Below are 22,688 nucleotides of genomic sequence, written 5' to 3'. Positions count from 1 at the left end.
GTGGAAAACCTTCCGCCGCCGCCAAGGGTCTGCTCGGGACGGCATAGGAATTGCTTGCTTTCCGCTATCCGCGCGCTTGAATGAAAACCAGGGGCGCGACCGAAAGGGACGATATGACGATTGCGGCGGCAGGCACGAGACCGCAAAGAGCGGAAGGGCGCGGACATCTGGCGGCAAAGCTGTTCGATGGCCGCACGCGCATCCGTGAACTCTATCAGGAGGGGGCAGCGAAGATCCGCCTGCCCGATACCTTCGACGCCTCGATGGAAGCCGTCATCATCAATACCGCTGGCGGTTTGACAGGCGGCGATCGAATGGATTGGAGCGTGGATGCCGGCGCCGGCACGCGCATCGATGTCACCACTCAAGCTTGCGAGAAGATCTACAAGGCATCGGCCGGCATCGCCGAGGTGGCGACCAGCATCAAGGTCGGAGCCCAAGCCCGCGTCGACTGGCTGCCGCAGGAAACGATCCTCTTCGACCGGGCCGCACTTTTCCGCCGGTTGGATGTCGATCTTGACGAGAGCGCCGAATTTCTGGCTGTGGAGGCCGTGCTGCTCGGCCGCAAGGCGATGGGTGAGGCGGTGGTATCAGGGCTGTTCCGCGACCGCTGGCGCATCCGGCGTTCGAGCCAACTGATCCACGCCGAAGAACTCAGACTTTCCGAAGGTGTGGCGGCGCTGACGGCGCGACAGGCGGTCCTCGGCGGACAGGTGGCCTTTGCGACCCTGCTTTATGCCGGGCAGCTTTCAGAAGCCTATCTTGGGAAAGTCCGGCCGCTCGTCGAAGGATCGATGGGCGGTGCCAGCGCTTGGAATGGCAAGCTCGTCGTTCGCCTTGCCGCAGCCGACGGCTTCTCACTCAGAAAAATCCTGATCCCGGTCATTTCCGCCTTGCGCAATGGTGCGCCTGTGCCGAAAGTCTGGAATCTATGAACTTCAGCATTCGATCAAGCAGATGGACAAGCGATGAACCTCACTCCGAGAGAAAAAGACAAGCTGTTGATTTCGATGGCGGCGATGGTGGCGCGGAGGCGGCTGGAGCGCGGCGTCAAACTGAACTATCCCGAAGCGATCGCGCTGATCAGCGACTTCGTCGTCGAAGGCGCCCGCGACGGCCGTCCGGTTGCCGAGCTGATGGAAGCCGGTGCCCATGTGATCGGCCGCGACCAGGTGATGGAGGGGATTGCAGAGATGATCCATGACGTGCAGGTGGAGGCAACGTTTCCCGATGGCACCAAGCTTGTCACCGTGCACGAACCGATCCGGTGAGGAGATAGGAATGTTGGAGCTCAGGCCCAATTGCGAATGCTGCGACAAGGATCTGTCGCCTGACAGCGCTGAGGCACGGATTTGCACCTACGAATGCACCTTTTGCGCCGATTGCGTGGACGGCGTGCTGAAGGGTGTCTGCCCGAACTGCGGCGGCAATCTCGTCGCGAGGCCTATTCGGCCGGCGGCCATGCTCGCCAAAAATCCGGCATCGACGAAGCGCGTACTGAAGGCCGAGGGCTGCGCGCCCAAGGCGGCTTAAGGAGGACGAGATGATTCCAGGCGAGATCATTGCCGCAAGCGGCGACATCGAACTGAATGCCGGCGCGCCGACGGTGACGCTGGAGGTTTCCAATACCGGCGATCGGCCGGTGCAGGTCGGCAGCCACTATCATTTCGCCGAGACCAATGCCGGGCTTTCCTTCGATCGCGCGGTAGCACACGGCAAGCGGCTCGATATCCCGGCGGGGACGGCGGTGCGCTTCGAGCCGGGGCAGACGCGCTCGGTGACGCTGATCCCGCTTTCCGGCAAGCGCGAGGTTTACGGCTTCCGCCAGCTGGTGATGGGCAAGCTTTAAGAACAATAGTCTGGAGAAACGCATGCGCTTGAATATCTGCCTCGTCGGGGCGGCGATGCTGCTGACGGCAGGTGCTGCCGCAGCTGAGGATATCGATTGCAACAGTCCCAAGACGCAATCGGACATGACTTCTTGCGAAGCGGGGCGCCATGAGGCCGCCGACAAGGCGTTAAATGCGCAATACAAGAAGACCCGCGCCGTCCTGGCAGCGATCGACAAGGACCTGGATGGCGACAGGAAGGGTGCAGAGCAGGCGCTGGTCAAGGCGCAGCGCGCCTGGATCGATTATCGCGACGCCGAATGCGACGCCTTCGGCTTTCAGGCCCGCGGCGGCACGATGGAGCCGATGCTGGTCGCCGGGTGTCTCGCCAACATCACGGACAAACGCACGAAAGAGCTGAAAGAGCTCGAAGATACGATGAGCAACTAGGGTGATCAGGAAAATCATGATCGTCGGCAATGGCGACGTTGAGGAGGGCGGGGCTGGCATCATCGATGCCGCCGATTTCGTCATCCGCTTCAATGATTGCCGCTCCTATGGCGCCGGCGGCAGCCGCACGGATGCCGTCGCGGTCTGCAATACCGGCAGACCGGCAAAGGCGATGCTCGGCTCGCGTGAGTGGCGCACCCATCCGGGCGTGGTGTCGGCGGGCGAAATCTGGAGCGTGCGCGACCCGGAAAAATTCGCCGCGATGCGGGCACCGCTTGCCGTCTCGCATCCGGAACTCGACGATTTCTGCGACGACTATACGGATGAATTCAGTGTCTTCTGCGCCGATACCGGCAAGAAGCACGTCGTCATCGGCAAGGCGGTTCACGAGTCCGTGGATGCCTCGCTTTCGGCGTTTTCTCCGTCGCCCTATGTCGTGCCGAGCAGCGGTATGATCGTCATTGCCGAGGTGCTGAACACATATGCCGAGGCCGAGGTGACGCTTGCCGGCTTCGGCCACGTCGGCTGGGAATGGCACCCATTTGCGGCCGAACGACAGCTTGTCGATAGTTATATTGCCGCTGGCCGCCTCAAGCGGCTCGGCGGAAAAACACTCGTCTCTTCCTCCCAAGGAGCCTGATAGATGCCCTACAAGATCTCGCGCGCCGCCTATGCCGGCATGTTCGGACCGACCACCGGCGACAAGGTGCGCCTTGCCGATACGGAGCTCTTCATCGAGATCGAGAAGGATTTCACCACCTATGGTGAGGAGGTGAAGTTCGGCGGCGGCAAGGTGATCCGCGACGGCATGGGCCAGAGCCAGGTGACGCGGGCGGATGGCGCGGTCGATACGGTCATCACCAATGCGGTGATCGTCGATCATTCGGGTATCTACAAGGCCGATATCGGGCTCAAGGATGGGCGCATCGTCGCGATCGGCAAGGCCGGTAATCCCGACATGCAGCCGGGTGTCAACATCATCGTCGGCCCCGGCACGGAGGCGATCGCCGCCGAAGGCAAGATCGTCACCGCTGGCGGCATGGACAGCCATATCCATTTCATCGCGCCGCAGCAGATCGAGGAAGCGCTGATGAGCGGCATGACCTGCATGCTCGGCGGCGGCACCGGACCGGCACACGGCACGCTTGCCACCACCTGCACGCCCGGTCCCTGGCATCTGGCGCGCATGATTGAAGCCGCGGACGCCTTTCCGATGAACCTTGCCTTTGCCGGCAAGGGCAATGCCTCGCTGCCGGGGGCGCTGACCGAAATGGTGCTGGCCGGCGCCACCTCGCTGAAGCTGCACGAGGATTGGGGTACGACGCCAGGCGCCATCGACTGCTGCCTGTCGGTTGCCGACGAATACGACGTGCAGGTGATGATCCATACCGACACGCTGAACGAAAGCGGCTTCGTCGAGGATACGATTGGCGCCATCAAGGGCCGCACCATCCATGCCTTCCATACGGAAGGGGCGGGCGGCGGGCACGCGCCTGACATCATCAAGATCTGCGGCCAGCCGAATGTCATTCCGTCGTCGACCAATCCGACGCGTCCCTATACGGTCAATACCATTGCCGAGCATCTCGACATGCTGATGGTCTGCCATCACCTGTCGTCGTCGATCCCCGAAGATATCGCCTTTGCCGAAAGCCGGATCCGCAAGGAGACGATCGCCGCCGAAGACATCCTGCACGATATCGGCGCCTTCTCGATCATCTCGTCCGACAGCCAGGCCATGGGCCGCGTCGGCGAGGTGGCGATCCGCACCTGGCAGACGGCTGACAAGATGAAGCGTCAGCGCGGCCGGCTGAAGGAGGAAAAGGGCGACAACGACAATTTCCGCGTCCGCCGCTATATCGCCAAATATACGATCAACCCGGCGATCGCCCATGGTCTCAGCCGTGAGATCGGCTCGGTTGAAGTCGGCAAACGTGCCGACCTCGTGCTTTGGAACCCGGCCTTCTTCGGGGTGAAGCCCGATATGGTGCTGCTCGGTGGCTCGATTGCGGCCGCCCCGATGGGCGATCCGAATGCCTCGATCCCGACGCCGCAGCCGGTACACTACCGGCCGATGTTTGCCTCTTATGGCAAGAGCCTCACCAATTCCTCCGTCACCTTCGTCAGCCAGGCCTCGCTCGATGCCGGCCTGAAGGGCCGGCTCGGCGTCGCCAAGGAGCTGGTCGCGGTGAAAAACACGCGCGGCGGCATCTCCAAGGCATCGATGATCCACAACGACCTGACACCCGAGATCGAGGTCGATCCGGAGACCTATGAGGTCAGGGCGAACGGCGAGCTGCTGACTTGCGAGCCGGCGACGGTGCTGCCGATGGCGCAGCGCTACTTCCTGTTCTAGGCCCAGGTCGGATGTGTGATGGACGGCTCCGATGAGGACAGGCATCCGCTGGTTGTTGCGGATCGTATTCCTGCTCGTGTTTTCGGCGGCCTGCGGAATCTTCATTCCCCGGCCGCTGATTGCGCCGGTCAAGGCGTCGTCTGCGGCGGTGACGCATCGGATTCTGCTGCTGTCGGGCCCGATCCATACCGATATTGCCATTCCGCTCGACGCGGAAACGCGGGCTGCCTTTTCCTTCCTTGACGATACCGGTTTTCCGCTCGGCCATCCGAATGCGGAGTGGCTCATTATCGGCTGGGGCGGTCGGGCCTTCTATCTGGAAACTCCCACATGGGCGGAACTGAAGCCGCTGCCGGTGTTGCGCGCGCTGACAATCGACCGTTCAGTGCTGCATGTGGATCTTGCCGGTCATATCACCGAGCCGCAGCCGACTGTTGCGGCATTCAATGTCAGTGACGATCAATTGGCGCAGCTGCGCAATTTTATCTCGGACAGCTTCGTGCGCGACGCGGGCGCGGTGGTGCCGATCCCGGATGCCGGTTACGGCGAGATCGACCGTTTCTTCGAGGCCAGGGGATACTTCAACGCTCTCTTCGGCTGCAACACCTGGAGCGCCGCCGCCCTGCGTTCGGCTGGGCTTCGAACCGGCTTATGGAGCCCGATTCCACAAGCATTGCGATTGTCTGTTTCTGTCTACAATTGAAGCAGCCGTAGAGCCAGTCCGCTCTTAAAGTGAATTGTGAACAGCGCTCTCCATATGGTTGTAAAAATCAGTGGAAGAACCGATGTTTTCCCCAGCTAAACCATTCTGGAACATCTGCCCCGCAGTGATCAATAAATCTCTTTTATATCAGTAATTTAAGTGTCTCTCTGCGCTGTTCGATTCAGAGATTGGAAAACTGCATCCCCTGCTAGAAAAGTTCTATCCACCGATTCGTCCGAAACCGTTCGAATCTTAACGAGTCGATTAAGACACCCGCAGCAATTGGGCTCTTATCAATGCCTGGAAACGCCGAGCAGGAAGGTTGATTCTCATGAGAAACTGGATTTCGCTGCAGGCCGATTTCGGCGATCTTCAATACCGCAAGAACGTCTACGTCTTCGCCCTGAAGATGGCTTTTCTCGCCGTTATTCTCTCGGGAGTCATTATCGCATTGACGATGCCGTCGCTCGATCTTCTCGGGTTGCTGCCGGTGACACTCGCTCATGCAATTGGCTTCAGCGCGATCTTTTCCTGGCTGATCGGCGGTACGGTTTCCGGCATGCTGTCACTGTTCGCCGGCTTTGCCATGCGCGATCTCGCGCTCTCGCGGGCGGAATTCGAAAAGCTCAGCCGCACCGATACACTTTCCGGACTGCTCAACCGGCGGGCTTTTACCGAGGCGCTTGAGAATACTGATGGCGACGCGTCCCTGGTCATTTTTGACGTCGACCGTTTCAAGACGATCAATGACCGCTTCGGCCATGGCTGCGGCGATGCCGTTATCATTGCCGTTTCGGCCATGCTCACCTCCGCCTTCGATGAGATGTCCGTCGTCGCACGGCTGGGTGGGGAGGAGTTTGGCGTCATCGTCTCCGGGGAACCGCTGGAGGCGCGGATGGAGCGCGTCGAAGGTGTCCGAGCCCGGATCGCCGGCGGCGCCATCAAAGCCGAGGGGCACGATATCCGCATCACCGTTTCCGGCGGCGTTGCCGATCTCGTCGCCGGGCGCAACAAGCAGGCGGTCTATGCCTCCGCCGACCGGGCGCTCTATCTCGCCAAGGCGCTCGGGCGCAATCGCGTCGTACACGAGCGGGAAGGTCTGCATCACGCCTGGCACGGGCTCGTCGATAAGGGCGTCGATGGCGAGGGCGGACCGGAGAGCGACAATGTGATGCAGGCTTACGGAATATAAAAACCGGACCCGAACGAAAGACCATTGGTGCTTGCATCGGGAAGAGCTATTTTGCATGGTCGTCCTCTCAGCAAAACGGACATATCATGCAGCGCGTCACCTCCTATCTTCCTGCCGGAACCCCTTCCTCCCATCCGATCGCCCAGGTCAAGCTGCCGCATGATCTACGCCATCTGCGCCGCAAGCTGCTGCATCTGGAAAATGGCGAGATGGTCATGCTCGATCTCAAGGATCCGGTGCTTTTTGCCAATGGCGATCTGCTGGTGCGCGACGACGGCGAACTGATCGAGATCCTCGCTGCCGACGAGAAGCTCTTCGAGGTTCGCGGCCGCGACCGCACGCATCTGGTCGAGCTCGCCTGGCATCTCGGCAACCGGCATCTTGCCGCGCAGATCGAGGAAGACCGCATCGTCATCCTCCGCGATCATGTCATCCGCACCATGCTGCAGGGCCTCGGCGCCGTCGTCCTCGAGATCGACGAACCATTCCAGCCGGCGCGCGGGGCCTATCATTCCCAAGGCGGGCATTCGCATGGGCATGATCACGATCACGATCACAATCATGACCACGGGCATGACCACGGGCATGATCACGGCCATGACCATGATCACGAACATGGCTACGAGCACGAGCATGAACACCGCCACGATCGCGGTCATGATCATGACCACAAGCACGACTGAGCCTTGATGACCGGGGATCGCGAGCTGCAGGCATTGCTGCGCCTGACCGCATGGCTGTCACCGGCCTTTCCGATCGGCAGCTTTGCCTATTCGGGCGGGCTGGAGCGGGCGGTTGCCGACGGGCTGGTCACGGATGCTGCCTCGCTTGCGGCCTGGACCGCCACGCTGATCGGCAATGGTTCGGTCTGGAACGATGCGGTGCTTCTGGCTGAAAGCCACAGGCACCAAGTGGAAGCCGTACGCCTTGCCGAGATCGCCGTGCTTGCCGAGGCGCTTGCGGGATCACGCGAGCGCCATCAGGAAACGATGTTGCTCGGCGAGGCTTTTCTCGCAGCGGCGCGGGCCTGGCCGGAGGGGGTGTTCGATCGGCTACCCGGCAAGGTCGCTTATCCCATTGCGGTCGGGGCGGTAACGGGCGCCCATGGCATAGAGCCCGAGAAGGCGCTTGCCGCCTTCCTGCATGCCTATGCCTCACAAGCGGTTTCATCAGGCATCCGCCTCGGTGTCGCGGGGCAAAGGGATGGTGTCGCCGTGCTTGCCGGTCTCGAAGACCATATCACGGAGGTCGCCCGGCGGGCGGCAGCCTCGACGCTTGACGATCTGGGTTCGGCGACGGTGCAGGCCGATATTGCCAGCCTGCGCCACGAGACGCAGGCGACGCGGCTGTTCCGTTCGTGATTGTCCGAAATTATCGCTGCGGTGAGAGCAATTCCAGCAAAAGTGCGCAGCGGTTTTGCGTCCGGAATTGCGTGAAAACCAAGAGATAGAGCGCTTCCGTGATTCGAAGAAAAACAGGCGCTCTAAGTCATTTGACGGTGGCGCGGGTGGGCGGCTTCGTTATCATCGGGGTTCGATTGGAGTAAGGCATATGAAATCAAGAAACGGACCTTTGCGTGTCGGCATCGGCGGGCCGGTCGGCTCGGGCAAGACGGCGCTGACCGAAAAGCTCTGCAAGGCGATGCGCGACGACTATTCCGTCGCCGTTGTCACCAACGATATCTACACGACAGAGGATGCCGAGGCGCTGGTGCGGATGCAAGCATTGACGTCGGACCGCATCGTCGGCGTCGAGACGGGCGGCTGCCCGCATACCGCCATCCGCGAGGATGCGACGATCAATTTGCAGGCGATCGCCGGCCTCAACCAGCGAATCCCCGATCTCGACGTTGTCTTCATCGAATCCGGTGGCGACAATCTGGCGGCGACCTTTTCGCCCGATCTTGCCGATATCACCATCTATGTCATCTCGGTTTGCCAGGGCGAGGAAATCCCGCGCAAGGGAGGCCCCGGCATCACCCGATCGGACCTGCTTGTCATCAACAAGAAGGATCTGGCGCCCTATGTCGGCGCCGATCTCGAGGTCATGGACCGGGATGCGACGCGCATGCGTGCGAGCCGCCCCTTCGTCTTCTCCGACATGAAGCGCGGCGACGGCGTCAGTTCGATCGTCAGCTTCCTCAGGGAGCAGGGCGGGCTCTAGAGCATTCCGTTTTTCTCCGAATCACGGAAATGCTCTATCTCTTTGTTTTCACGCAATTCCGGACGCAAAACCGCTACGCACTTTTGCTGGAATTGCTCTAAAGCGGGATGATTTTGGCGGTCAGACCTGCCGCAGCAGGTTGACGTCGCTGATGGCGATCGCCCGGCCGCGCACCGTGACACCTTTCGTCTTCAGCGTCGAGAAGGCGCGTGAGAGCGCCTCCGGTGCGAGGCCAAGCTTGCGGGCAAGCAGGTTTTTCGGAAAGGGCAACCGCAGCGAACCGGCCGCACCGTTCCCGGCACAGTGGGTCAGCAGATAATGCGCAACGCGCTGCGGCGCGGTCTGCATCCGGTCGCTTGCCAGGCATTCCATCGTCGAGATCAGATGCAGTGACAGGCTGCGCATGATCGCCTTGCCGATCCGCGGCCGCTCCTCCAGCAACAGCCGGACCTTGGGAATGCGGAAGCATGCCAGCACGGCATGATCCATCGCCTGCGCGCCGGTGCGATAGGTTTCGTCGGCGTGGATCAGGCATTCCGCGAAGCCGTCGCCGGGCTCGCAGATGCGGATATCGGCCTGCCTGCCGTCGCCGTTGTGGCGATAGAGCCTGACATAACCGCTGAGTACGCAATAGAAATAGGCCGCCTTGTCGCCCTCCTCGAAGAGAACGTCGTGCGGGTCGCAGAGGCGAACGGTGGCGCAGGCGCGCAGGGCTTCAGCCTCGTTGTGGTCGAGCCCGGCCATGAAGGCGGCCTTGGCGAGCACAGCGGCCTCATGGCCGTTGAATGTCAGCGTCCTGTTCATCTCCCGGTCTCCTGATATGGCCGGTCTTTCCAATTCCACGTGCATGCCAGGCAAAATACGGGAGGGAGATGGCGGTGGATTTGATTTCGGTCAATCGTCAGACATGACCAAAAAACGAAACGGGCCGGGAGATCGCTCCCGGCCCGTTCCTTTCCTGGGTCTTGCTTATTCCGCCGCGAAGGGCGGCAGGCGCAGCACGTTGGTGTCGTTGCCCTTGGCGCTCTTGCGTTTGCCTTCCGGCTTTTCGATTGCGGTCAGGCGCTCCTCCAGCGAGTCGATCTCGCTTCGGTTCTCCCGAGTGACACGGGTGAGATCCTCGCGCGACAGCGGCAGCTCCTCCTCGTCCTTCCTGCCGACCAGGCGGCCGAAAGCCCAGCCGAGCAGGCGGGACAGGTCGTCCATGATCAAGAAGAAGGAGGGCACGACGACGAGCGAGAGCACAGTCGAGACGATGATGCCGCCGATCACCGCGATCGCCATCGGCGCGCGGAACGAGCCGCCTTCGCCGACACCAAGCGCGGAAGGCAGCATGCCCGCCGACATGGCGATCGAGGTCATGATGATCGGCCGGGCGCGCTTGCGGCCGGCTTCGACCATGGCCTCGACGCGCGGCATGCCCTGATGGCGCATCTCGATTGCGAAATCGACGAGCAGGATCGCGTTCTTGGTGACGACACCCATCAGCATCAGGATGCCGATCATGACAGGCATCGACAGCGGATTGCTGGTGAGGATCAGGCCGGCTGCGACGCCGCCAATGGCGAGCGGCAGTGAGAACAGGATGGTGAAGGGCTGGATCACGTCCTTGAAGAGCAGGATCAGCACCGTCAGCACCAACAGCAGGCCCATCAACATGGCGTTGACGAAACTCTGCTGCATCTCGCTTTGCACCTTGGTGTCGCCGCTTTCGGCAAGGTGCACCGTGGCCGGGATATTGGCGTCGTTGACGATCTGACGGAAGCGGGCCGAAGCCGTGTCGAGTGCTACGCCCTGCGGCAGGTCGGAACCGATCGAGACGACGCGGTAGCGGTTGTTGCGCTTGATCGAGCTTACGCCTTCCGAATAGTCGATATTGGCGACGCTCGCGAGCGGAACGGTGCCGCCGCTGGCGGTCTGGATCTTCAATGTCCGGATGGCCGCGAGATCGCGACGCATGTCGAGTGCGGCCTGGACGCGGATCGGGATCTGGCGATCGTCGAGCGAGATCTTGGCAAGGGCGGCATCGACATCGCCGATGGTGGCGACGCGGATCGTCTCGGAGATCTGCTGCGGCGTAATGCCGAGGCGGGCCGCCTCATCCATGCGCGGGTGAACCTGCAGTTCCGGACGGGGAAGGGAGCCGTCGGCGCTGACATTGGCAAGCAGCGGATCGGCGCGCAGCTTGGATTCCAGAATACCGACGGCGTCGTTCAGGTCCTTGTCGTTCTTGGAAAGGAAGTTGAAGGAGAGGTCGCGTTCGCCGCGGTCATTGAGCTTCAGGATCCGGACGTCGGGAATATCACGCAGCTTGGCGAAGACTTCCTTTTCGATATCCCACTGCGGGCGTTCACGGCCGTGGACCTCCACCTTCGGCAGTTTCGGGCCAATGACGGGGATACGGCCGATCACGTCGTTGACCATCTTCTTGACCAGCGATTGGTCGAGCTTGTCGAGTGCCAGCGTGATGGTCGCACGGCGCAGTTCGAGATCGCCCTTCGGCGATGCGCCACCGAGGACGAAGACGCTATCGACGCCGTTGATGTCCTTGACCCTGTCATAGATCGCATCCGTCGTCTTCTCGGTGTCGTCAAGGCGTGCATTGGGCGGCAGCTCGACGGAGAGAACGATGCGTGAGGCATCTTCCGGCGGCAGGAAGCTGCCGGGAACCTGCATCAGCAACAAAACGGAGCCGACCAGGAAAGCGAACGCGACAATCAGCGTCGCATAACGCGTGTACCAGCGTCCGGTGGTGCCACGTATGAGACGGGTGTATCCCCGCATCAGCAGGCCATCATTGTCGTGATGGTCTTCCATGGCGTCTTCGGCGCGCATCAGATAAGCGGCCATCATCGGGGTGATCAGTCGCGCGACCATCAGCGAGAAGAAGACGGAGAAGGCGACGGTCAGACCGAACTGGATGAAGTACTGGCCCGGGATGCCCGGCATGAAGGAAACGGGCACGAAAACGGCGATGATGGTGAAAGTGGTGGCGATGACGGCAAGGCCGATTTCATCAGCCGCCTCGATCGCCGCTCGATAGGGCGTCTTGCCCATCTTGATGTGGCGGGCGATGTTTTCGATTTCGACGATCGCATCGTCGACAAGGATACCGGTGGCGAGCGTCAGAGCGAGGAAGCTGACGAGGTTCAGGGAGAAGCCCATCATGTCCATGATCCAGAAGGTCGGGATCGCGGACAAGGGTAAGGCGATTGCCGAAATCAGCGTCGCGCGCCAGTTCCTCAGGAACAGGAAGACGACGATGACGGCGAGCAGCGCGCCTTCGAGGAGCGTATGGATGGCGGCCTCGTAGTTGCCGTAGGTGAAATAGACCGAATCGTCGATCAGTTCGATCTTCACATTCGGATTTTCGGTCCGCACCTTGTCGAGGTTCTGCGCCACGGTTTCGGCGACGCTGACCTCGCTGGCGCCCTTGGAGCGGAAAACGCCGAAGGTAACGACTGGCGTATCGTTGAAGCGCGAGAAGGATTTCGGCTCCTCATAGGTGTCCTTGATGACGCCGAGATCGGATAGTTTGACGAAGCGGCCGTTCGGCAGGCCGATCGTCGTGTTGGCGAGGTCGGCGACGTTGCGGGCGTCGCCGAGAACACGGATGGCCTGTTCGCTTCCCGCCACCTGGCCGCGGCCTGAGCCGAGGTCGATGTTGGTGCCGCGCAGCTGCTGGTTCACGCTCGCGGCGGTGATGCCGTAGGCATTGAGCTTGTCAGGGGTAAGTTCGATGCGCACTTCGCGCTCGGCGCCGCCGTAACGGTCGACACGGCCGATGCCGGCCTGGCCCTGCAGCGAACGCTTGATCGTATCGTCGACGAACCACGAAAGTTCTTCCAGCGACATGGCAGGCGAGGAAACGGCGAAGGTCTGGATCGCCTGTCCCTCGACATCGACCTTGGAGACGATTGGTGCTTCGGCCGTAGTCGGCAGATCGCTGCGGATGCGGTCGATCGCATCCTTGGTGTCCTGCACGGCTTGTTCGGTCGGCACTTCCATCCGGAACATGACGACGGTCTGCGAGCTACCGTCGGTCACCGTCGACTGGATTTCGTCGATGCCGGTGATGGAGGCCACCGCGTCTTCGATCTCCTTCGTCACCTGCATTTCGAGCTCGGCCGGCGAAGCGCCGCTCTGCGTCACGTTGATCGAAACGAGCGGCACGTCGATGTTCGGAAAACGCGTGATCGGCAGCGCGTTGAAGGACTGCATGCCGATGAACACCAACAGGCAGAAGGCCAGCAGTGGTGCAATGGGATTTCGGATGGACCAGGCTGAAAAATTCATCGGATGGTCTCTTTAGTTGGAAGCCGGGGGCTGTTCACGCACCGGCGTGATGTGGTCGCCGTCGCGAACGTAAGCGCCCGCCTTGGCCACGACCTCGTCGCCGGTCTTCAATCCATCGATGACCTCGACATAGGCGCCGTCCTGGATGCCGGTCTCGATCTTGGCGAATTTCACCACGCCGTCCTCGACCTTGCGGGCGGAGGAGCCTTCGTTGCCGGTGAGTACAGCGGTCAGGGGAAGCGCTACGCCTTCAGTCTCGCGCACGGTGATCTCGGCGCTGCCATACATGCCTGAACGCGCCTTGCTGTCATCATCGATGGAGATATGGACGAGGCCAAGGCGGGTGACCGGATCGACGGTCGGCGAAACCAGGCGTACGGCGCCGGAAAGCTTCTCACGGCTGCCGGAAAGCGAAATCGTCGCCTTTTGGCCGGCCATGATCCTGACGACATCGCTTTCAGCGACCTCAGCGACAAGCTCGATATCACCGTCGCGGATGATGGTGAACAGCGGATCGCCGTTGCCGGCGGCAATGGCGCCGACCTTGGCGTTCTTCGCCGAGACCGTGCCGGCGACCGGCGTCTTCACGTCGGTGCGCGCCAGCTTCAAATCCGCATCGGCGATCTGGCTGTCGAAGACCTTGAGATCCGCTTCGGAGACCTCGATCGCCTGTTCGGCGGAGACGACGCGGGCATTGGCTGCTGCGGCGGTCGCATCGGCCTGTTCGACCTGGGCGGTGGAAACCGTGCCCTTCTTGACCATTTCCTGGGCGCGGGCCTGCTGCTGCCTTGCCTGTTCGGCATTGGCCTGCGCCTCGATGAGCTGGGCGCGCAGCTGGGCGAGGCTTGCCTCGCCCTTGGCCTTCGTCGCCATCATCTGGCTCTTTTCCAGGACCACTGCGTCATCGTTGAGCGTCGCCAACGTGCTTTCGGCCTGAACCTTGTCGCCGATATCGGCTTTCAGCGTGCGGATCGAGAGGCCTTCGACCTGCGGCTGGATATAGACTTCTTCGACGGGCTTGACCGTTCCGGTGCCGATGACACGGTCGACGAGGGTGCGGTTCACCGCAGTGGTGACGACGATCGCCGGCAGGTTCTGCTGCGGTTTTGCGACCGGCGCTTCCTGCGAAAATGCGGTGGATGCAGCAAGTGCCGCTGCAAAAAGAGTAGAGGCGCCTAGAATTCCAGTCGGCTTGCGTACCATGCGTGTTCGTCCAATCTTATGATAAGGTTGGCCGAACTCGAGCGTCTGCCACTCAGCGCGCGATCAGGCCACTGCCCTTCCTGCATTCTCAGAGGTATCCGCCGATCCTTTGCCGCCTTCATCCCTCGCCGGCAAATTCGGCTTGTAGGTGGTATCGATTTGCTCGATCTACAAGTCCGGCAGAAAACAATTCCCCATTAGGCAATAATAATTACCATTCCGACGTCAATCAATCACCGCAAGGTTATGTCAACATTACGAAGATTGATCGCGCCTCATCCCTAAGACGTTTGACGCCCGAAAAATGCGACAGTTGCAAGGCATTTTTTTCGGTTGCTGGATGCAGATGATGTAGGCCGACTGACCGGAAATCTGAATCAGCATCCAAATCAAATAGATAGAGAATGTCGTCCGAATACCGCGGACAGTTTTTGCCATCATGCTCCAGAAAATGACGAAACGCGCGGAAATCTCCCGCGCGTTTCGCTTCGCAATCCTGCCGAAACTACTTGGAAGCGGCGTCGGTGATATCGTGCGTCCAGGCGCCCGACGGCTCCTTGCTTATGATCTTCTGGTCGAGCAGCGCCTTTGCCGTGCGGGCATAGAGCGCCTCGTCCAGCTTGCCGGAGCTGTCGCCGACCAGCTTGGCGACTTCGCCCATCATGCGCTTCTGATGGTTGTCGTCCTGGCCGCCATTATCCATGACGATCTCGGCGGCTTCGTCGGGATTCTCGGTGGCATATTTCCAGCCCTTCATCGATGCGCGGACGAACTTGACCATCTTCTCCTTGAAGGCCGGATCTTTCAGCTTGTCTTCCATCGCATAGAGGCCGTCTTCAAGAAGGTCGTTGCCCATTTCCGTGTAGTTGAAGACCGTCAGTTCTTCCGGCTTGAAGCCGGCATCGATCGCCTGCCAATATTCGTTATAGGTCATGACAGAGATGCAGTCGGCCTGCTTCTGGACAAGCGGCTGCACATCGAAGCTCTGCTTCAACACGGTGACGCCGTTCGGACCGCCTTCTGTGGACAGGCCGAGCTTGTTCATCCAGGCGAAGAAGGGATACTCGTTGCCGAAGAACCAGACGCCGAGCGTGTGGCCCTTGAAGTCGGCTTCGGTCTTGATCGGGCCGTCCTTGCGGCAGACCATTTCCAGGCCCGCCTTCTGATAGGGCTGGGCGATGTTGACGAGCGGAACGCCCTTTTCGCGGGCAACCAGGGCACCACCCATCCAGTCTACGATGACATCGGCGCCGCCGCCGGCGATCACCTGCTCGGGGGCGATATCAGGGCCGCCCGGCTTGATGTCGACGTCGAGGCCTTCCTCCTTATAGAAGCCCTTTTCCTTGGCGACGTAATAACCGCCGAACTGGCTCTGCGTGACCCATTTCAGCTGCAGCACCACCTTGTCGGCGGCCATCGCATGGGCCGATGCAAGCGACATCGCGCTCGCCATCATTGCAACCATCAACTTTCTCATTTTCTTATCCTTACCCTCTGAAGTTATGCCCGGACCCGTTTCTGGAGCCCGTGCGCGCCTAGCCACCACGGATAGACGGATGCCAGAACGTCACCGCCCGTTCGGTCAGGGCGATGATGCCATAGAAGATCGAGCCGGCCAGCGCCGCGACGGCGATTTCCGCCCAGACCATGTCGACATTCATGCGGCCGATCTCGGTGGAGATACGGAAGCCCATGCCGACGATCGGCGTCCCGAAGAATTCCGCAACGATGGCACCAATCAGCGCCAGCGTCGAGTTGATCTTCAGTGCGTTGAATATGAAGGGCATTGCCGCCGGAAGCCTGAGCTTCAGCAGCGTCTGCCAATAGCCGGAGGCATAGGTGCGCATCAGGTCACGCTCCATGCTGCCGGAGGCGGCAAGGCCGGCTACGGTATTCACCAGCATCGGGAAGAAGGTCATGATGATGACGACGGCGGCCTTCGACGGCCAGTCGAAGCCGAACCACATGACCATGACAGGGGCGACGCCGATGATCGGCAGGGCCGAAACCATGTTGCCGATCGGCAGAAGGCCGCGGCGCAGGAAGGCGATGCGGTCGGCCAGCACCGCTACGACGAAGCCACTGAGGCAGCCGGCGATATAACCGATCAGCACTGCCTTGAAGATCGTCTGCCTGACGTCCGCGCCGAGGATCGGCAGCGATGCCATGAACCGCGCGCCGATGGCGCTCGGCGGCGGCAGCAGGATGAAGGGAACGCCGGCGCCACGCGTGACCGCCTCCCAGAGAATGAGGATCCAGGCGCCGAAAATCGCCGGAATCAGAAGCTGGAGCGCCGACTTGCCGGAAGTAGTGACGGGCTGCAGTTTCGACAGCTCGGTGACGCATCGCCAGGCAAGCAGCCAGCAGGCGAAGAGCAGCAAGAAGAAAGCCCGCGTCGCCGTGCCCTCGTTGCCGGAAAGAGCGGAAAGCAGCATCCAGGCGGCGCCATGCGCGCCGATAAACAGCACGGTGGCACGATAGGCCGGCGGCTGCGGCGCTAGAGACAGCAGGGCAGCCGCGATGACGATGATGAAAATGAGGCTTGCCGTGCCGTCAGTGAGGGCGCGCGCCGCGCCCTCGCCCAGAAGCGGCAAGGCCGTCAGTGCCCCGATGCAGAGGAGGAGGGCGACCATGGCTTGCCAGGAGAAGGTCAGATGTCTCATGCCGGCCTCCCGCCCATGGCGCGGTCGACGATCTTCGCCGCGACGCCGACAATCGCAACCAGGATGCCCGCCAGCAGCGATCCGGCGACGAGGGCGGCCCAGATATCGATGGTCTGGCTGTAATAGGAGCCGGCGAGCAGCTTCGAGCCGATACCGGCGACGGCACCCGTCGGCAGCTCGCCGACGATGGCGCCGACGAGGCTGGCGGCGATCGCGACCTTCATCGAGGTGAAGAGGAAAGGGATCGAGGCTGGAACACGCAGCTTCCAGAAAGTCTGCATCGGGCTGGCATAATAGGTGCGCATCAGGTCGAGATGCATGATCTCAGGTGAACGCAACCCTTTCACCATGCCGACGGCGACCGGAAAGAAGGAGAGGTAGGTGGAGATCAGCGCCTTCGACACGAGCCGGGAGGCGTCGGAATCGAGATTGAGGAGATGTGCAACGGCATTGTCGCCGGTCAGCACGTTATAGGAGATGATCACGATCATCGGCGCGATGGCGAGGATCGGTATGGTCTGGCTCGCCACCAGCCACGGCATCAGCGAGCGGTCCATGGCGCGGTTATGGACGATCAGCACGGCGAGAAGGATGCCGAGCAGCATGCCGAAGCCGAAGCCGAGCAGGGTGGAGGAGAGCGTTACCCAGCTGTGATAGACGAGGCTGCGATTGCTCGAAAGGCTGCGCAGGAAGGTGTTCTCGTAGACGTTCTGCGCCACCTGATGCGGCGCCGGCAGGATCGGCTTCGGCTGCGCCAGAGTCTTGCCGATGAATTCGAGGGTCGTAGGTGTAACGCCGGCGCGGCCGTCCATGTCGCGCTGGAACGGCGCGTTCATGAGGATGGCGGCGATATACCAGATGACGACGAGCGCCAGCAGGATTGTGGTGACGGGGACGATCTTGTCCTTGAAGGTGTCGGGTTTCACAGCGACTGCCCCCATTGGTTGGCGTCGAACGCGCAGCCACCCCCCTCTGCCCTGCCGGGCATCTCCCCCACAAGGGGGGAGATCGGCAGGAGGGTAGCGCCTCGCTCCGTGTTAGCTCTGCAGCGAACGGAACGGCGATCCTTGTTTGGGGAAGCCGGTGCAGCATATCGATCTCCCCCCTTGTGGGGGAGATGCCCGGTAGGGCAGAGGGGGGTGGCCCCAGGGCGCACGCTCCCGCTCCTCATGCGTGCCCCGTCCTCAACCCTTCGCGGACGCGGTGGGCAATCTCCAGGAACTCGGGGGTTTCGCGGATGTCGAGCGGGCGTTCGGCCGGCAGGGTCGAGTCGATCACATCGGTCACGCGGCCCGGGCGTGGAGACATGACCACGATCTTGGTCGAGAGGTAGACCGCCTCGGGGATGGAATGAGTGACGAAGCAGATCGTCTTGTTGGTGCGGGTCCAGAGTTTCAGCAGCTCTTCGTTCAGATGGTCGCGGACGATCTCGTCCAGGGCGCCGAAGGGCTCGTCCATCAGCAGCAGGTCGGCGTCGAAGGCGAGCGCTCGGGCGATCGAGGCGCGCTGCTGCATGCCGCCGGATAGCTGCCAGGGGAATTTCTTCTCGAAGCCCGAAAGACTGACGAGATCGAGCGCTTCGGCGATGCGCCGCGTCCGGTCAGCGCCGGAATACCCCATGATCTCCAAGGGCAGGGCGATGTTGTTTTCGATGGTGCGCCAGGGATAGAGCGCCGGCGCCTGGAAGACATAGCCGTAGGCGCGGGCCTTGCGCGCCTCCTCCGGTGTCATGCCGTTAATCGAGATCTCGCCCGAGGTGCTCTTCTCGAGATCGGCGATGACACGCAGGAAGGTGGTCTTGCCGCAGCCCGACGGGCCGATGAAAGAGACGAAATCGCCCTTGCGGACATCGAGATTGACATTGCTCAGTGCGCTCACCGGGCCATCGTTGGCCTGGTAGGTGAGACAGAGATCCTTGGCGGATACGACGGAGGGTGCTTGCATCAATGCGACCAGTCTTGTTTTCGCCGCGGGAACGCGGTTTGCGTGCTATTATTACCGCCGGTTTTATCGACGACACACTCCATGGAGGATGAGGATGGACGTGACATCAAAGCCCACCTGCCATATCGTTCGCCCCAATCATGCCTATGACGGCAAGCAGGGGCTGAGCTATTTCGCAGGCATCGCCGCCGAAACGGTCGGCGCCAAGGGCATCTGCATGCATCTGTTGACGATCCCGCCCGGCGTGCGCGCCAAGGCGCATCTGCACGAGGCGCACGAGACGGCGATCTACATGCTCTCCGGCGAGGCGCATACCTGGTACGGAGACGAACTGGAACATCACGTCATCGTCCATGCCGGCGAGTTGTTCTATATCCCAGCGGGTGTGCCACACCTGCCGGCGAACCTCAGCAGCACGCCGTGCACGGCGATCATCGCGCGCACCGATCCGAACGAGCAGGAAAGCGTCGTGCTTCTGCCGGAGTTGGACGCTTTGGTGCCGGCGTGAGGTCATTGGCATAGAGGCAGCGGTCCTCGGTTGATGGCCGTATCGTCATACGCCATCGTCATACGCCGCTTGCCGGAATGCCGCTACGCGTCACCTTGCGCGGTGCAGTGATATCCTTCCACTGGGAAAGCGCCTTGCTGACAGCCGTGACCGGCTCGCGCCTGACGAATTCGCCGTGACCCTCGCGGGTCTTGATCGCACCTTCCTCGATCGCGACGACGCCGCGCGTCAGCGTATAGCGCGGCAGGCCGGTCACTTCCTTGCCTTCGAAGACGTTGTAGTCGATCGCCGACTGCTGGGCCTTGGACGAAATGGTCTTGGAACGTTGCGGGTCCCAGACGACGATGTCAGCGTCGGCGCCGACAAGGATCGCGCCCTTCTTCGGATAGATGTTGAGGATCTTGGCGATGTTGGTTGAAGTGACGGCGACGAATTCGTTCATCGTCAGCCGGCCGGTGTTGACACCATGCGTCCAGAGCATCGGCATACGGTCTTCGAGGCCGCCGGTGCCGTTCGGGATCTTGGTGAAGTCGCCGACGCCAAAACGCTTCTGCGCCGTGGTGAAGGCGCAATGGTCGGTGGCGACGACCTGCAGCGAGCCGGAGGCAAGACCTGCCCAGAGCGAATCCTGATGCTGCTTGTTGCGGAAAGGCGGCGACATCACCCGGCGGGCCGCATGATCCCAGTCGGGATTGGAATATTCGCTCTCGTCGAGCGTCAGGTGCTGGATCAGCGGTTCGCCATAGACACGCATGCCCTTTGCGCGGGCGCGGCGGATCGCCTCGTGGGCCTGTTCGCAGGAGGTGTGGACGATATAAACAGGACAGCCGGCCATGTCGGCGATCATGATGGCGCGGTTGGTGGCCTCACCCTCGACTTCCGCCGGGCGGGAGTAGGCATGCGCCTCGGGGCCGTTATTGCCCTCGGCAAGCAGCTTTGCCGACATCGAGGCGACGACGTCGCCATTTTCGGCATGGACGAGCGGCAGGGCGCCGAGTTCGGCGCAGCGTTGGAACGACGCGAACATCTCGTCATCGTCCACCATCAGCGCGCCCTTGTAGGCCATGAAGTGTTTGAAGGTGTTGATGCCCTTGTCGCGGACGATGGTCTCCATCTCCTTGAAGACCTGCTCGCTCCACCAGGTGACCGCCATGTGGAAGGAATAGTCGCAATTGGCGCGGGTCGATTTGTTGTCCCACATGGTCAGCGCCTCGAGCAGCGACTGGCCGGGGGCGGGCAGGGCGAAATCGACCACCATCGTCGTACCGCCGGAAAGGGCGGCGCGTGTGCCGCTCTCGAAATCGTCGGAGGAATAGGTGCCCATGAAGGGCATTTCGAGGTGGGTGTGCGGATCGATGCCGCCGGGCATGACATAACAGCCGGTCGCATCCAGCGTCTCGTCGCCCGAGAGGTTCGGACCAATCTCGACGATCTTGCCGCCGTCGATTTTCACGTCAGCCTTATAGGTCAGGTCGGCGGTGACGATGGTGCCGTTCTTGATGACTGTGGTCATGATCATTCCCCGTTCTTGTCTGCAGATTGGGCTGGCGAATAGAAGCTGGGCAGTTCTAAGCTGACCTCGATCCGGCCCTGCAAGGCGGCCAGAATCGTTTCGAGAACTGAGCGGCGTTCGCGCGAGATTTCCCGATTCCAGAAGCGCAGCACGGAATAGCCATTCCCATTGAGCCATTCAGTTCGGCGCTGATCGGACGCGCTATCGGCATGCTGGAAGCCGTCGACTTCGACGATCAGTCGTTGTTCACGACAGAGGAAATCGACGATGAATGGGCCGAGGGGAACTTGCCTTGCAAACTTATAGCCGTTCAAGCGGCGGGCGCGCAGGTCGCTCCAGAGGTGGTATTCCTCTTCAGTTTCGTTGCGGCGAAGCGTTCTCGCCTGGTCGGTCTTGTTGTTGCGATGCTTCCGGATATCCTGCTTGATAATTTTCGTCGCGCCCGGAGCCCCCTCATCCGCCCTTCGGGCACCTTCTCCCCGAGGGGAGAAGGGGAAGACCGCGACGTCTACTGATACCTTCTCCCCAGCGGGGAGAAGGTGGCCCGAAGGGTCGGATGAGGGGGCTCGGGGCGCGACATAAGCCATCACACCACAATCTCCGCCGTCTCGACCACCGCATGAAACAGCACATCGGCTCCCGCCATCGCCCATTCCTTGGAGATCTCTTCCGCCTCATTGTGCGAGAGGCCGCCGACGCAGGGGCACATGACCATCGTTGCAGGCGCGACCTGGGCGGCCCAGCAGGCGTCGTGGCCGGCGCCGGAGATGATGTTCATGTGGCTGTAGCCGAGCCGCTCGGCGGCGTCGCGCACCGACGTGACCAGTTTCGGATCGAAGGTGATCGGCTCGAAATGGCCGATCGCCTCGATGGAACAACCGACACCGAGTGCATCGGTGATCTCAGGTGCCTTCGCCTCGATCTTTGCCCGCATGCGGTCGAGCTTCTCCTTGTCGGGCGAGCGGATGTCGACGGTGAAGACCACCTTGCCCGGCAGCACATTGCGGGAGTTTGGCGAGAAGAATACCTGGCCGACGCCGCCGACGGCGCCTGGCTGTTCGCCCATCGCCACGCCCTGGACCATCTCCAGGATGCGGGCCATGGCGAGGCCGGCATTGACACGCAGGTTCATCGGCGTCGATCCGGTGTGGGCTTCCTTGCCGGTCAGCGTGAATTCCAGCCACCAGAGGCCCTGGCAATGGGTGACGACGCCGATCTGCTTTTCCTCGGCTTCGAGGATCGGTCCCTGCTCGATGTGATATTCGAAATAGGCGTGCATCTTGCGCGCGCCGACCTCTTCGTCGCCGACCCAGCCGATGCGCTTCAGTTCGTCGCCGAACAGATTGCCCTCGGGGTCCCTGCGATTATAGGCAAAGTCCAGGCTGTGCACCCCGGCGAAGACGCCTGACGCCAGCATGGCGGGGGCAAAACGCGCGCCTTCCTCATTCGTCCAATTGGTCACGACGATCGGATGTTTGGTCTTGATGCCGAGATCGTTCATGGTGCGCACGACTTCGAGAGCCGCAAGCACGCCGAGCACACCGTCATATTTGCCGCCGGTCGGCTGGGTGTCGAGATGTGAGCCGACATAGACGGGCAAGGCATCGGGATCGGTGCCGGGGCGGGTGGCGAACATCGTGCCCATGCGGTCGACGCCCATGGTCAAACCGGCATCGTCGCACCATGTCTTGAAGAGGCTGCGCCCTTGCGCATCGGCATCCGTCAGCGTCTGGCGATTGTTGCCGCCGGCTATGCCGGGGCCGATCTTCGCCATGTCCATGAGACTGTCCCAGAGACGGTCGCCATTGACGCGCATGTTCTCGCCTGGTGCTGCCACCATTTTGTATGCCCTCACCTGTTTGCGGCAG

The 22,688-nt window shown here is 61.6% G+C and carries 23 protein-coding genes; 13 read left to right on the top strand and 10 right to left on the bottom strand.

Features of this window, described 5'->3' with window-relative positions:
• Positions 1–113 precede the first annotated feature (113 nt).
• From AC244Q_RS17320 to ureG, 12 genes are all read left to right on the top strand, one after another.
• Positions 114–935, top strand: coding sequence for an urease accessory protein UreD (locus AC244Q_RS17320; RefSeq protein ID WP_128406864.1), 822 nt, complete (start codon positions 114–116; stop codon positions 933–935).
• Positions 936–968: 33 nt separating this feature from the next.
• Complete coding sequence (locus AC244Q_RS17315; protein WP_003561955.1) at positions 969–1,271, top strand: urease subunit gamma; 303 nt, start codon at positions 969–971, stop codon at positions 1,269–1,271.
• A gap of 10 nt (positions 1,272–1,281) precedes the next feature.
• Positions 1,282–1,533, top strand: coding sequence for a DUF1272 domain-containing protein (locus AC244Q_RS17310; RefSeq protein WP_033179987.1), 252 nt, complete (start codon positions 1,282–1,284; stop codon positions 1,531–1,533).
• A 10-nt stretch (positions 1,534–1,543) separates the two neighbouring features.
• Entirely contained in the window at positions 1,544–1,849 is a 306-nt protein-coding gene (locus AC244Q_RS17305; RefSeq protein ID WP_003561953.1) for an urease subunit beta, read from the top strand.
• Positions 1,850–1,871: 22 nt separating this feature from the next.
• Positions 1,872–2,279: a lysozyme inhibitor LprI family protein gene (locus tag AC244Q_RS17300; RefSeq protein ID WP_128406855.1), complete on the top strand. Its 408-nt coding sequence runs from the start codon at positions 1,872–1,874 to the stop codon at positions 2,277–2,279.
• 16 nt (positions 2,280–2,295) lie between these two features.
• Positions 2,296–2,919 (top strand): Urease operon accessory protein, encoded by a 624-nt coding sequence (locus AC244Q_RS17295; protein WP_128406863.1) that lies wholly within the window; start codon positions 2,296–2,298, stop codon positions 2,917–2,919.
• A 3-nt stretch (positions 2,920–2,922) separates the two neighbouring features.
• A complete protein-coding gene (gene ureC / locus AC244Q_RS17290) occupies positions 2,923–4,635 on the top strand; it encodes an urease subunit alpha (RefSeq protein ID WP_012758683.1) in 1,713 nt (570 codons plus the stop codon).
• 31 nt (positions 4,636–4,666) lie between these two features.
• Positions 4,667–5,338, top strand: a complete 672-nt coding sequence (locus AC244Q_RS17285; protein ID WP_012758682.1) for a TIGR02117 family protein — start codon at positions 4,667–4,669, stop codon at positions 5,336–5,338.
• A 331-nt stretch (positions 5,339–5,669) separates the two neighbouring features.
• Entirely contained in the window at positions 5,670–6,530 is an 861-nt protein-coding gene (locus AC244Q_RS17280; RefSeq protein ID WP_012758681.1) for a GGDEF domain-containing protein, read from the top strand.
• Between the two features lie 86 nt (positions 6,531–6,616).
• Positions 6,617–7,213, top strand: a complete 597-nt coding sequence (ureE, locus tag AC244Q_RS17275) for an urease accessory protein UreE (protein ID WP_113546108.1) — start codon at positions 6,617–6,619, stop codon at positions 7,211–7,213.
• A 6-nt stretch (positions 7,214–7,219) separates the two neighbouring features.
• A complete protein-coding gene (locus AC244Q_RS17270) occupies positions 7,220–7,891 on the top strand; it encodes an urease accessory protein UreF (protein ID WP_128406854.1) in 672 nt (223 codons plus the stop codon).
• A gap of 190 nt (positions 7,892–8,081) precedes the next feature.
• A complete protein-coding gene (gene ureG / locus AC244Q_RS17265; RefSeq protein WP_003542294.1) occupies positions 8,082–8,693 on the top strand; it encodes an urease accessory protein UreG in 612 nt (203 codons plus the stop codon).
• 120 nt (positions 8,694–8,813) lie between these two features.
• Here ureG and AC244Q_RS17260 read toward each other — a convergent pair whose 3' ends face one another.
• From AC244Q_RS17260 to AC244Q_RS17230, 7 genes are all read right to left on the bottom strand, one after another.
• Positions 8,814–9,497: a Crp/Fnr family transcriptional regulator gene (locus AC244Q_RS17260; RefSeq protein ID WP_012758678.1), complete on the bottom strand. Its 684-nt coding sequence runs from the start codon at positions 9,495–9,497 to the stop codon at positions 8,814–8,816.
• 165 nt (positions 9,498–9,662) lie between these two features.
• On the bottom strand, positions 9,663–12,989 hold the full coding sequence (locus tag AC244Q_RS17255; RefSeq protein ID WP_012758677.1) for an efflux RND transporter permease subunit: 3,327 nt from the start codon (positions 12,987–12,989) through the stop codon (positions 9,663–9,665).
• 12 nt (positions 12,990–13,001) lie between these two features.
• Positions 13,002–14,192, bottom strand: a complete 1,191-nt coding sequence (locus AC244Q_RS17250) for an efflux RND transporter periplasmic adaptor subunit (RefSeq protein ID WP_012758676.1) — start codon at positions 14,190–14,192, stop codon at positions 13,002–13,004.
• A gap of 505 nt (positions 14,193–14,697) precedes the next feature.
• Complete coding sequence (locus tag AC244Q_RS17245) at positions 14,698–15,669, bottom strand: ABC transporter substrate-binding protein (protein WP_003561937.1); 972 nt, start codon at positions 15,667–15,669, stop codon at positions 14,698–14,700.
• Positions 15,670–15,727: 58 nt separating this feature from the next.
• Complete coding sequence (locus AC244Q_RS17240; protein WP_128406852.1) at positions 15,728–16,855, bottom strand: ABC transporter permease; 1,128 nt, start codon at positions 16,853–16,855, stop codon at positions 15,728–15,730.
• Entirely contained in the window at positions 16,852–17,781 is a 930-nt protein-coding gene (locus AC244Q_RS17235) for an ABC transporter permease (RefSeq protein WP_012758674.1), read from the bottom strand. The genes AC244Q_RS17240 and AC244Q_RS17235 overlap by 4 nt, the downstream gene beginning before the upstream one ends.
• Positions 17,782–18,022: 241 nt before the next feature.
• Positions 18,023–18,799, bottom strand: a complete 777-nt coding sequence (locus AC244Q_RS17230; RefSeq protein ID WP_020397631.1) for an ABC transporter ATP-binding protein — start codon at positions 18,797–18,799, stop codon at positions 18,023–18,025.
• Between the two features lie 94 nt (positions 18,800–18,893).
• Between AC244Q_RS17230 and AC244Q_RS17225 the strand changes: the two genes are divergently transcribed.
• Positions 18,894–19,307: a cupin domain-containing protein gene (locus AC244Q_RS17225; RefSeq protein ID WP_012758672.1), complete on the top strand. Its 414-nt coding sequence runs from the start codon at positions 18,894–18,896 to the stop codon at positions 19,305–19,307.
• Between the two features lie 58 nt (positions 19,308–19,365).
• Here AC244Q_RS17225 and hydA read toward each other — a convergent pair whose 3' ends face one another.
• From hydA to AC244Q_RS17210, 3 genes are read right to left on the bottom strand one after another with little or no spacing between them, the layout of a single operon-like run.
• A complete protein-coding gene (gene hydA, locus AC244Q_RS17220) occupies positions 19,366–20,820 on the bottom strand; it encodes a dihydropyrimidinase (protein WP_128406851.1) in 1,455 nt (484 codons plus the stop codon).
• Positions 20,821–20,822: 2 nt separating this feature from the next.
• Entirely contained in the window at positions 20,823–21,407 is a 585-nt protein-coding gene (locus AC244Q_RS17215; protein ID WP_128406850.1) for an endonuclease domain-containing protein, read from the bottom strand.
• Entirely contained in the window at positions 21,407–22,660 is a 1,254-nt protein-coding gene (locus AC244Q_RS17210) for a Zn-dependent hydrolase (protein ID WP_128406849.1), read from the bottom strand. The genes AC244Q_RS17215 and AC244Q_RS17210 overlap by 1 nt, the downstream gene beginning before the upstream one ends.
• Positions 22,661–22,688 lie beyond the last annotated feature (28 nt).

This window comes from Rhizobium sp. CB2179 (assembly GCF_057653455.1).
This window is presented reverse-complemented; position numbering and strand designations above follow the sequence as displayed.

Bases quoted from the DNA above. Each gene is read 5' to 3' on its own strand.
- AC244Q_RS17320 (WP_128406864.1), top strand. From the start codon at position 114: ATGACGATTGCGGCGGCAGGCACGAGACCGCAAAGAGCGGAAGGGCGC.
- AC244Q_RS17315 (WP_003561955.1), top strand. From the start codon at position 969: ATGAACCTCACTCCGAGAGAAAAAGACAAGCTGTTGATTTCGATGGCG.
- AC244Q_RS17310 (WP_033179987.1), top strand. From the start codon at position 1,282: ATGTTGGAGCTCAGGCCCAATTGCGAATGCTGCGACAAGGATCTGTCG.
- AC244Q_RS17305 (WP_003561953.1), top strand. From the start codon at position 1,544: ATGATTCCAGGCGAGATCATTGCCGCAAGCGGCGACATCGAACTGAAT.
- AC244Q_RS17300 (WP_128406855.1), top strand. From the start codon at position 1,872: ATGCGCTTGAATATCTGCCTCGTCGGGGCGGCGATGCTGCTGACGGCA.
- AC244Q_RS17295 (WP_128406863.1), top strand. From the start codon at position 2,296: ATGATCGTCGGCAATGGCGACGTTGAGGAGGGCGGGGCTGGCATCATC.
- ureC (WP_012758683.1), top strand. From the start codon at position 2,923: ATGCCCTACAAGATCTCGCGCGCCGCCTATGCCGGCATGTTCGGACCG.
- AC244Q_RS17285 (WP_012758682.1), top strand. From the start codon at position 4,667: ATGAGGACAGGCATCCGCTGGTTGTTGCGGATCGTATTCCTGCTCGTG.
- AC244Q_RS17280 (WP_012758681.1), top strand. From the start codon at position 5,670: ATGAGAAACTGGATTTCGCTGCAGGCCGATTTCGGCGATCTTCAATAC.
- ureE (WP_113546108.1), top strand. From the start codon at position 6,617: ATGCAGCGCGTCACCTCCTATCTTCCTGCCGGAACCCCTTCCTCCCAT.
- AC244Q_RS17270 (WP_128406854.1), top strand. From the start codon at position 7,220: ATGACCGGGGATCGCGAGCTGCAGGCATTGCTGCGCCTGACCGCATGG.
- ureG (WP_003542294.1), top strand. From the start codon at position 8,082: ATGAAATCAAGAAACGGACCTTTGCGTGTCGGCATCGGCGGGCCGGTC.
- AC244Q_RS17260 (WP_012758678.1), bottom strand. From the start codon at position 9,497: ATGAACAGGACGCTGACATTCAACGGCCATGAGGCCGCTGTGCTCGCC.
- AC244Q_RS17255 (WP_012758677.1), bottom strand. From the start codon at position 12,989: ATGAATTTTTCAGCCTGGTCCATCCGAAATCCCATTGCACCACTGCTG.
- AC244Q_RS17250 (WP_012758676.1), bottom strand. From the start codon at position 14,192: ATGGTACGCAAGCCGACTGGAATTCTAGGCGCCTCTACTCTTTTTGCA.
- AC244Q_RS17245 (WP_003561937.1), bottom strand. From the start codon at position 15,669: ATGAGAAAGTTGATGGTTGCAATGATGGCGAGCGCGATGTCGCTTGCA.
- AC244Q_RS17240 (WP_128406852.1), bottom strand. From the start codon at position 16,855: ATGAGACATCTGACCTTCTCCTGGCAAGCCATGGTCGCCCTCCTCCTC.
- AC244Q_RS17230 (WP_020397631.1), bottom strand. From the start codon at position 18,799: ATGCAAGCACCCTCCGTCGTATCCGCCAAGGATCTCTGTCTCACCTAC.
- AC244Q_RS17225 (WP_012758672.1), top strand. From the start codon at position 18,894: ATGGACGTGACATCAAAGCCCACCTGCCATATCGTTCGCCCCAATCAT.
- hydA (WP_128406851.1), bottom strand. From the start codon at position 20,820: ATGACCACAGTCATCAAGAACGGCACCATCGTCACCGCCGACCTGACC.
- AC244Q_RS17215 (WP_128406850.1), bottom strand. From the start codon at position 21,407: ATGGCTTATGTCGCGCCCCGAGCCCCCTCATCCGACCCTTCGGGCCAC.
- AC244Q_RS17210 (WP_128406849.1), bottom strand. From the start codon at position 22,660: ATGGTGGCAGCACCAGGCGAGAACATGCGCGTCAATGGCGACCGTCTC.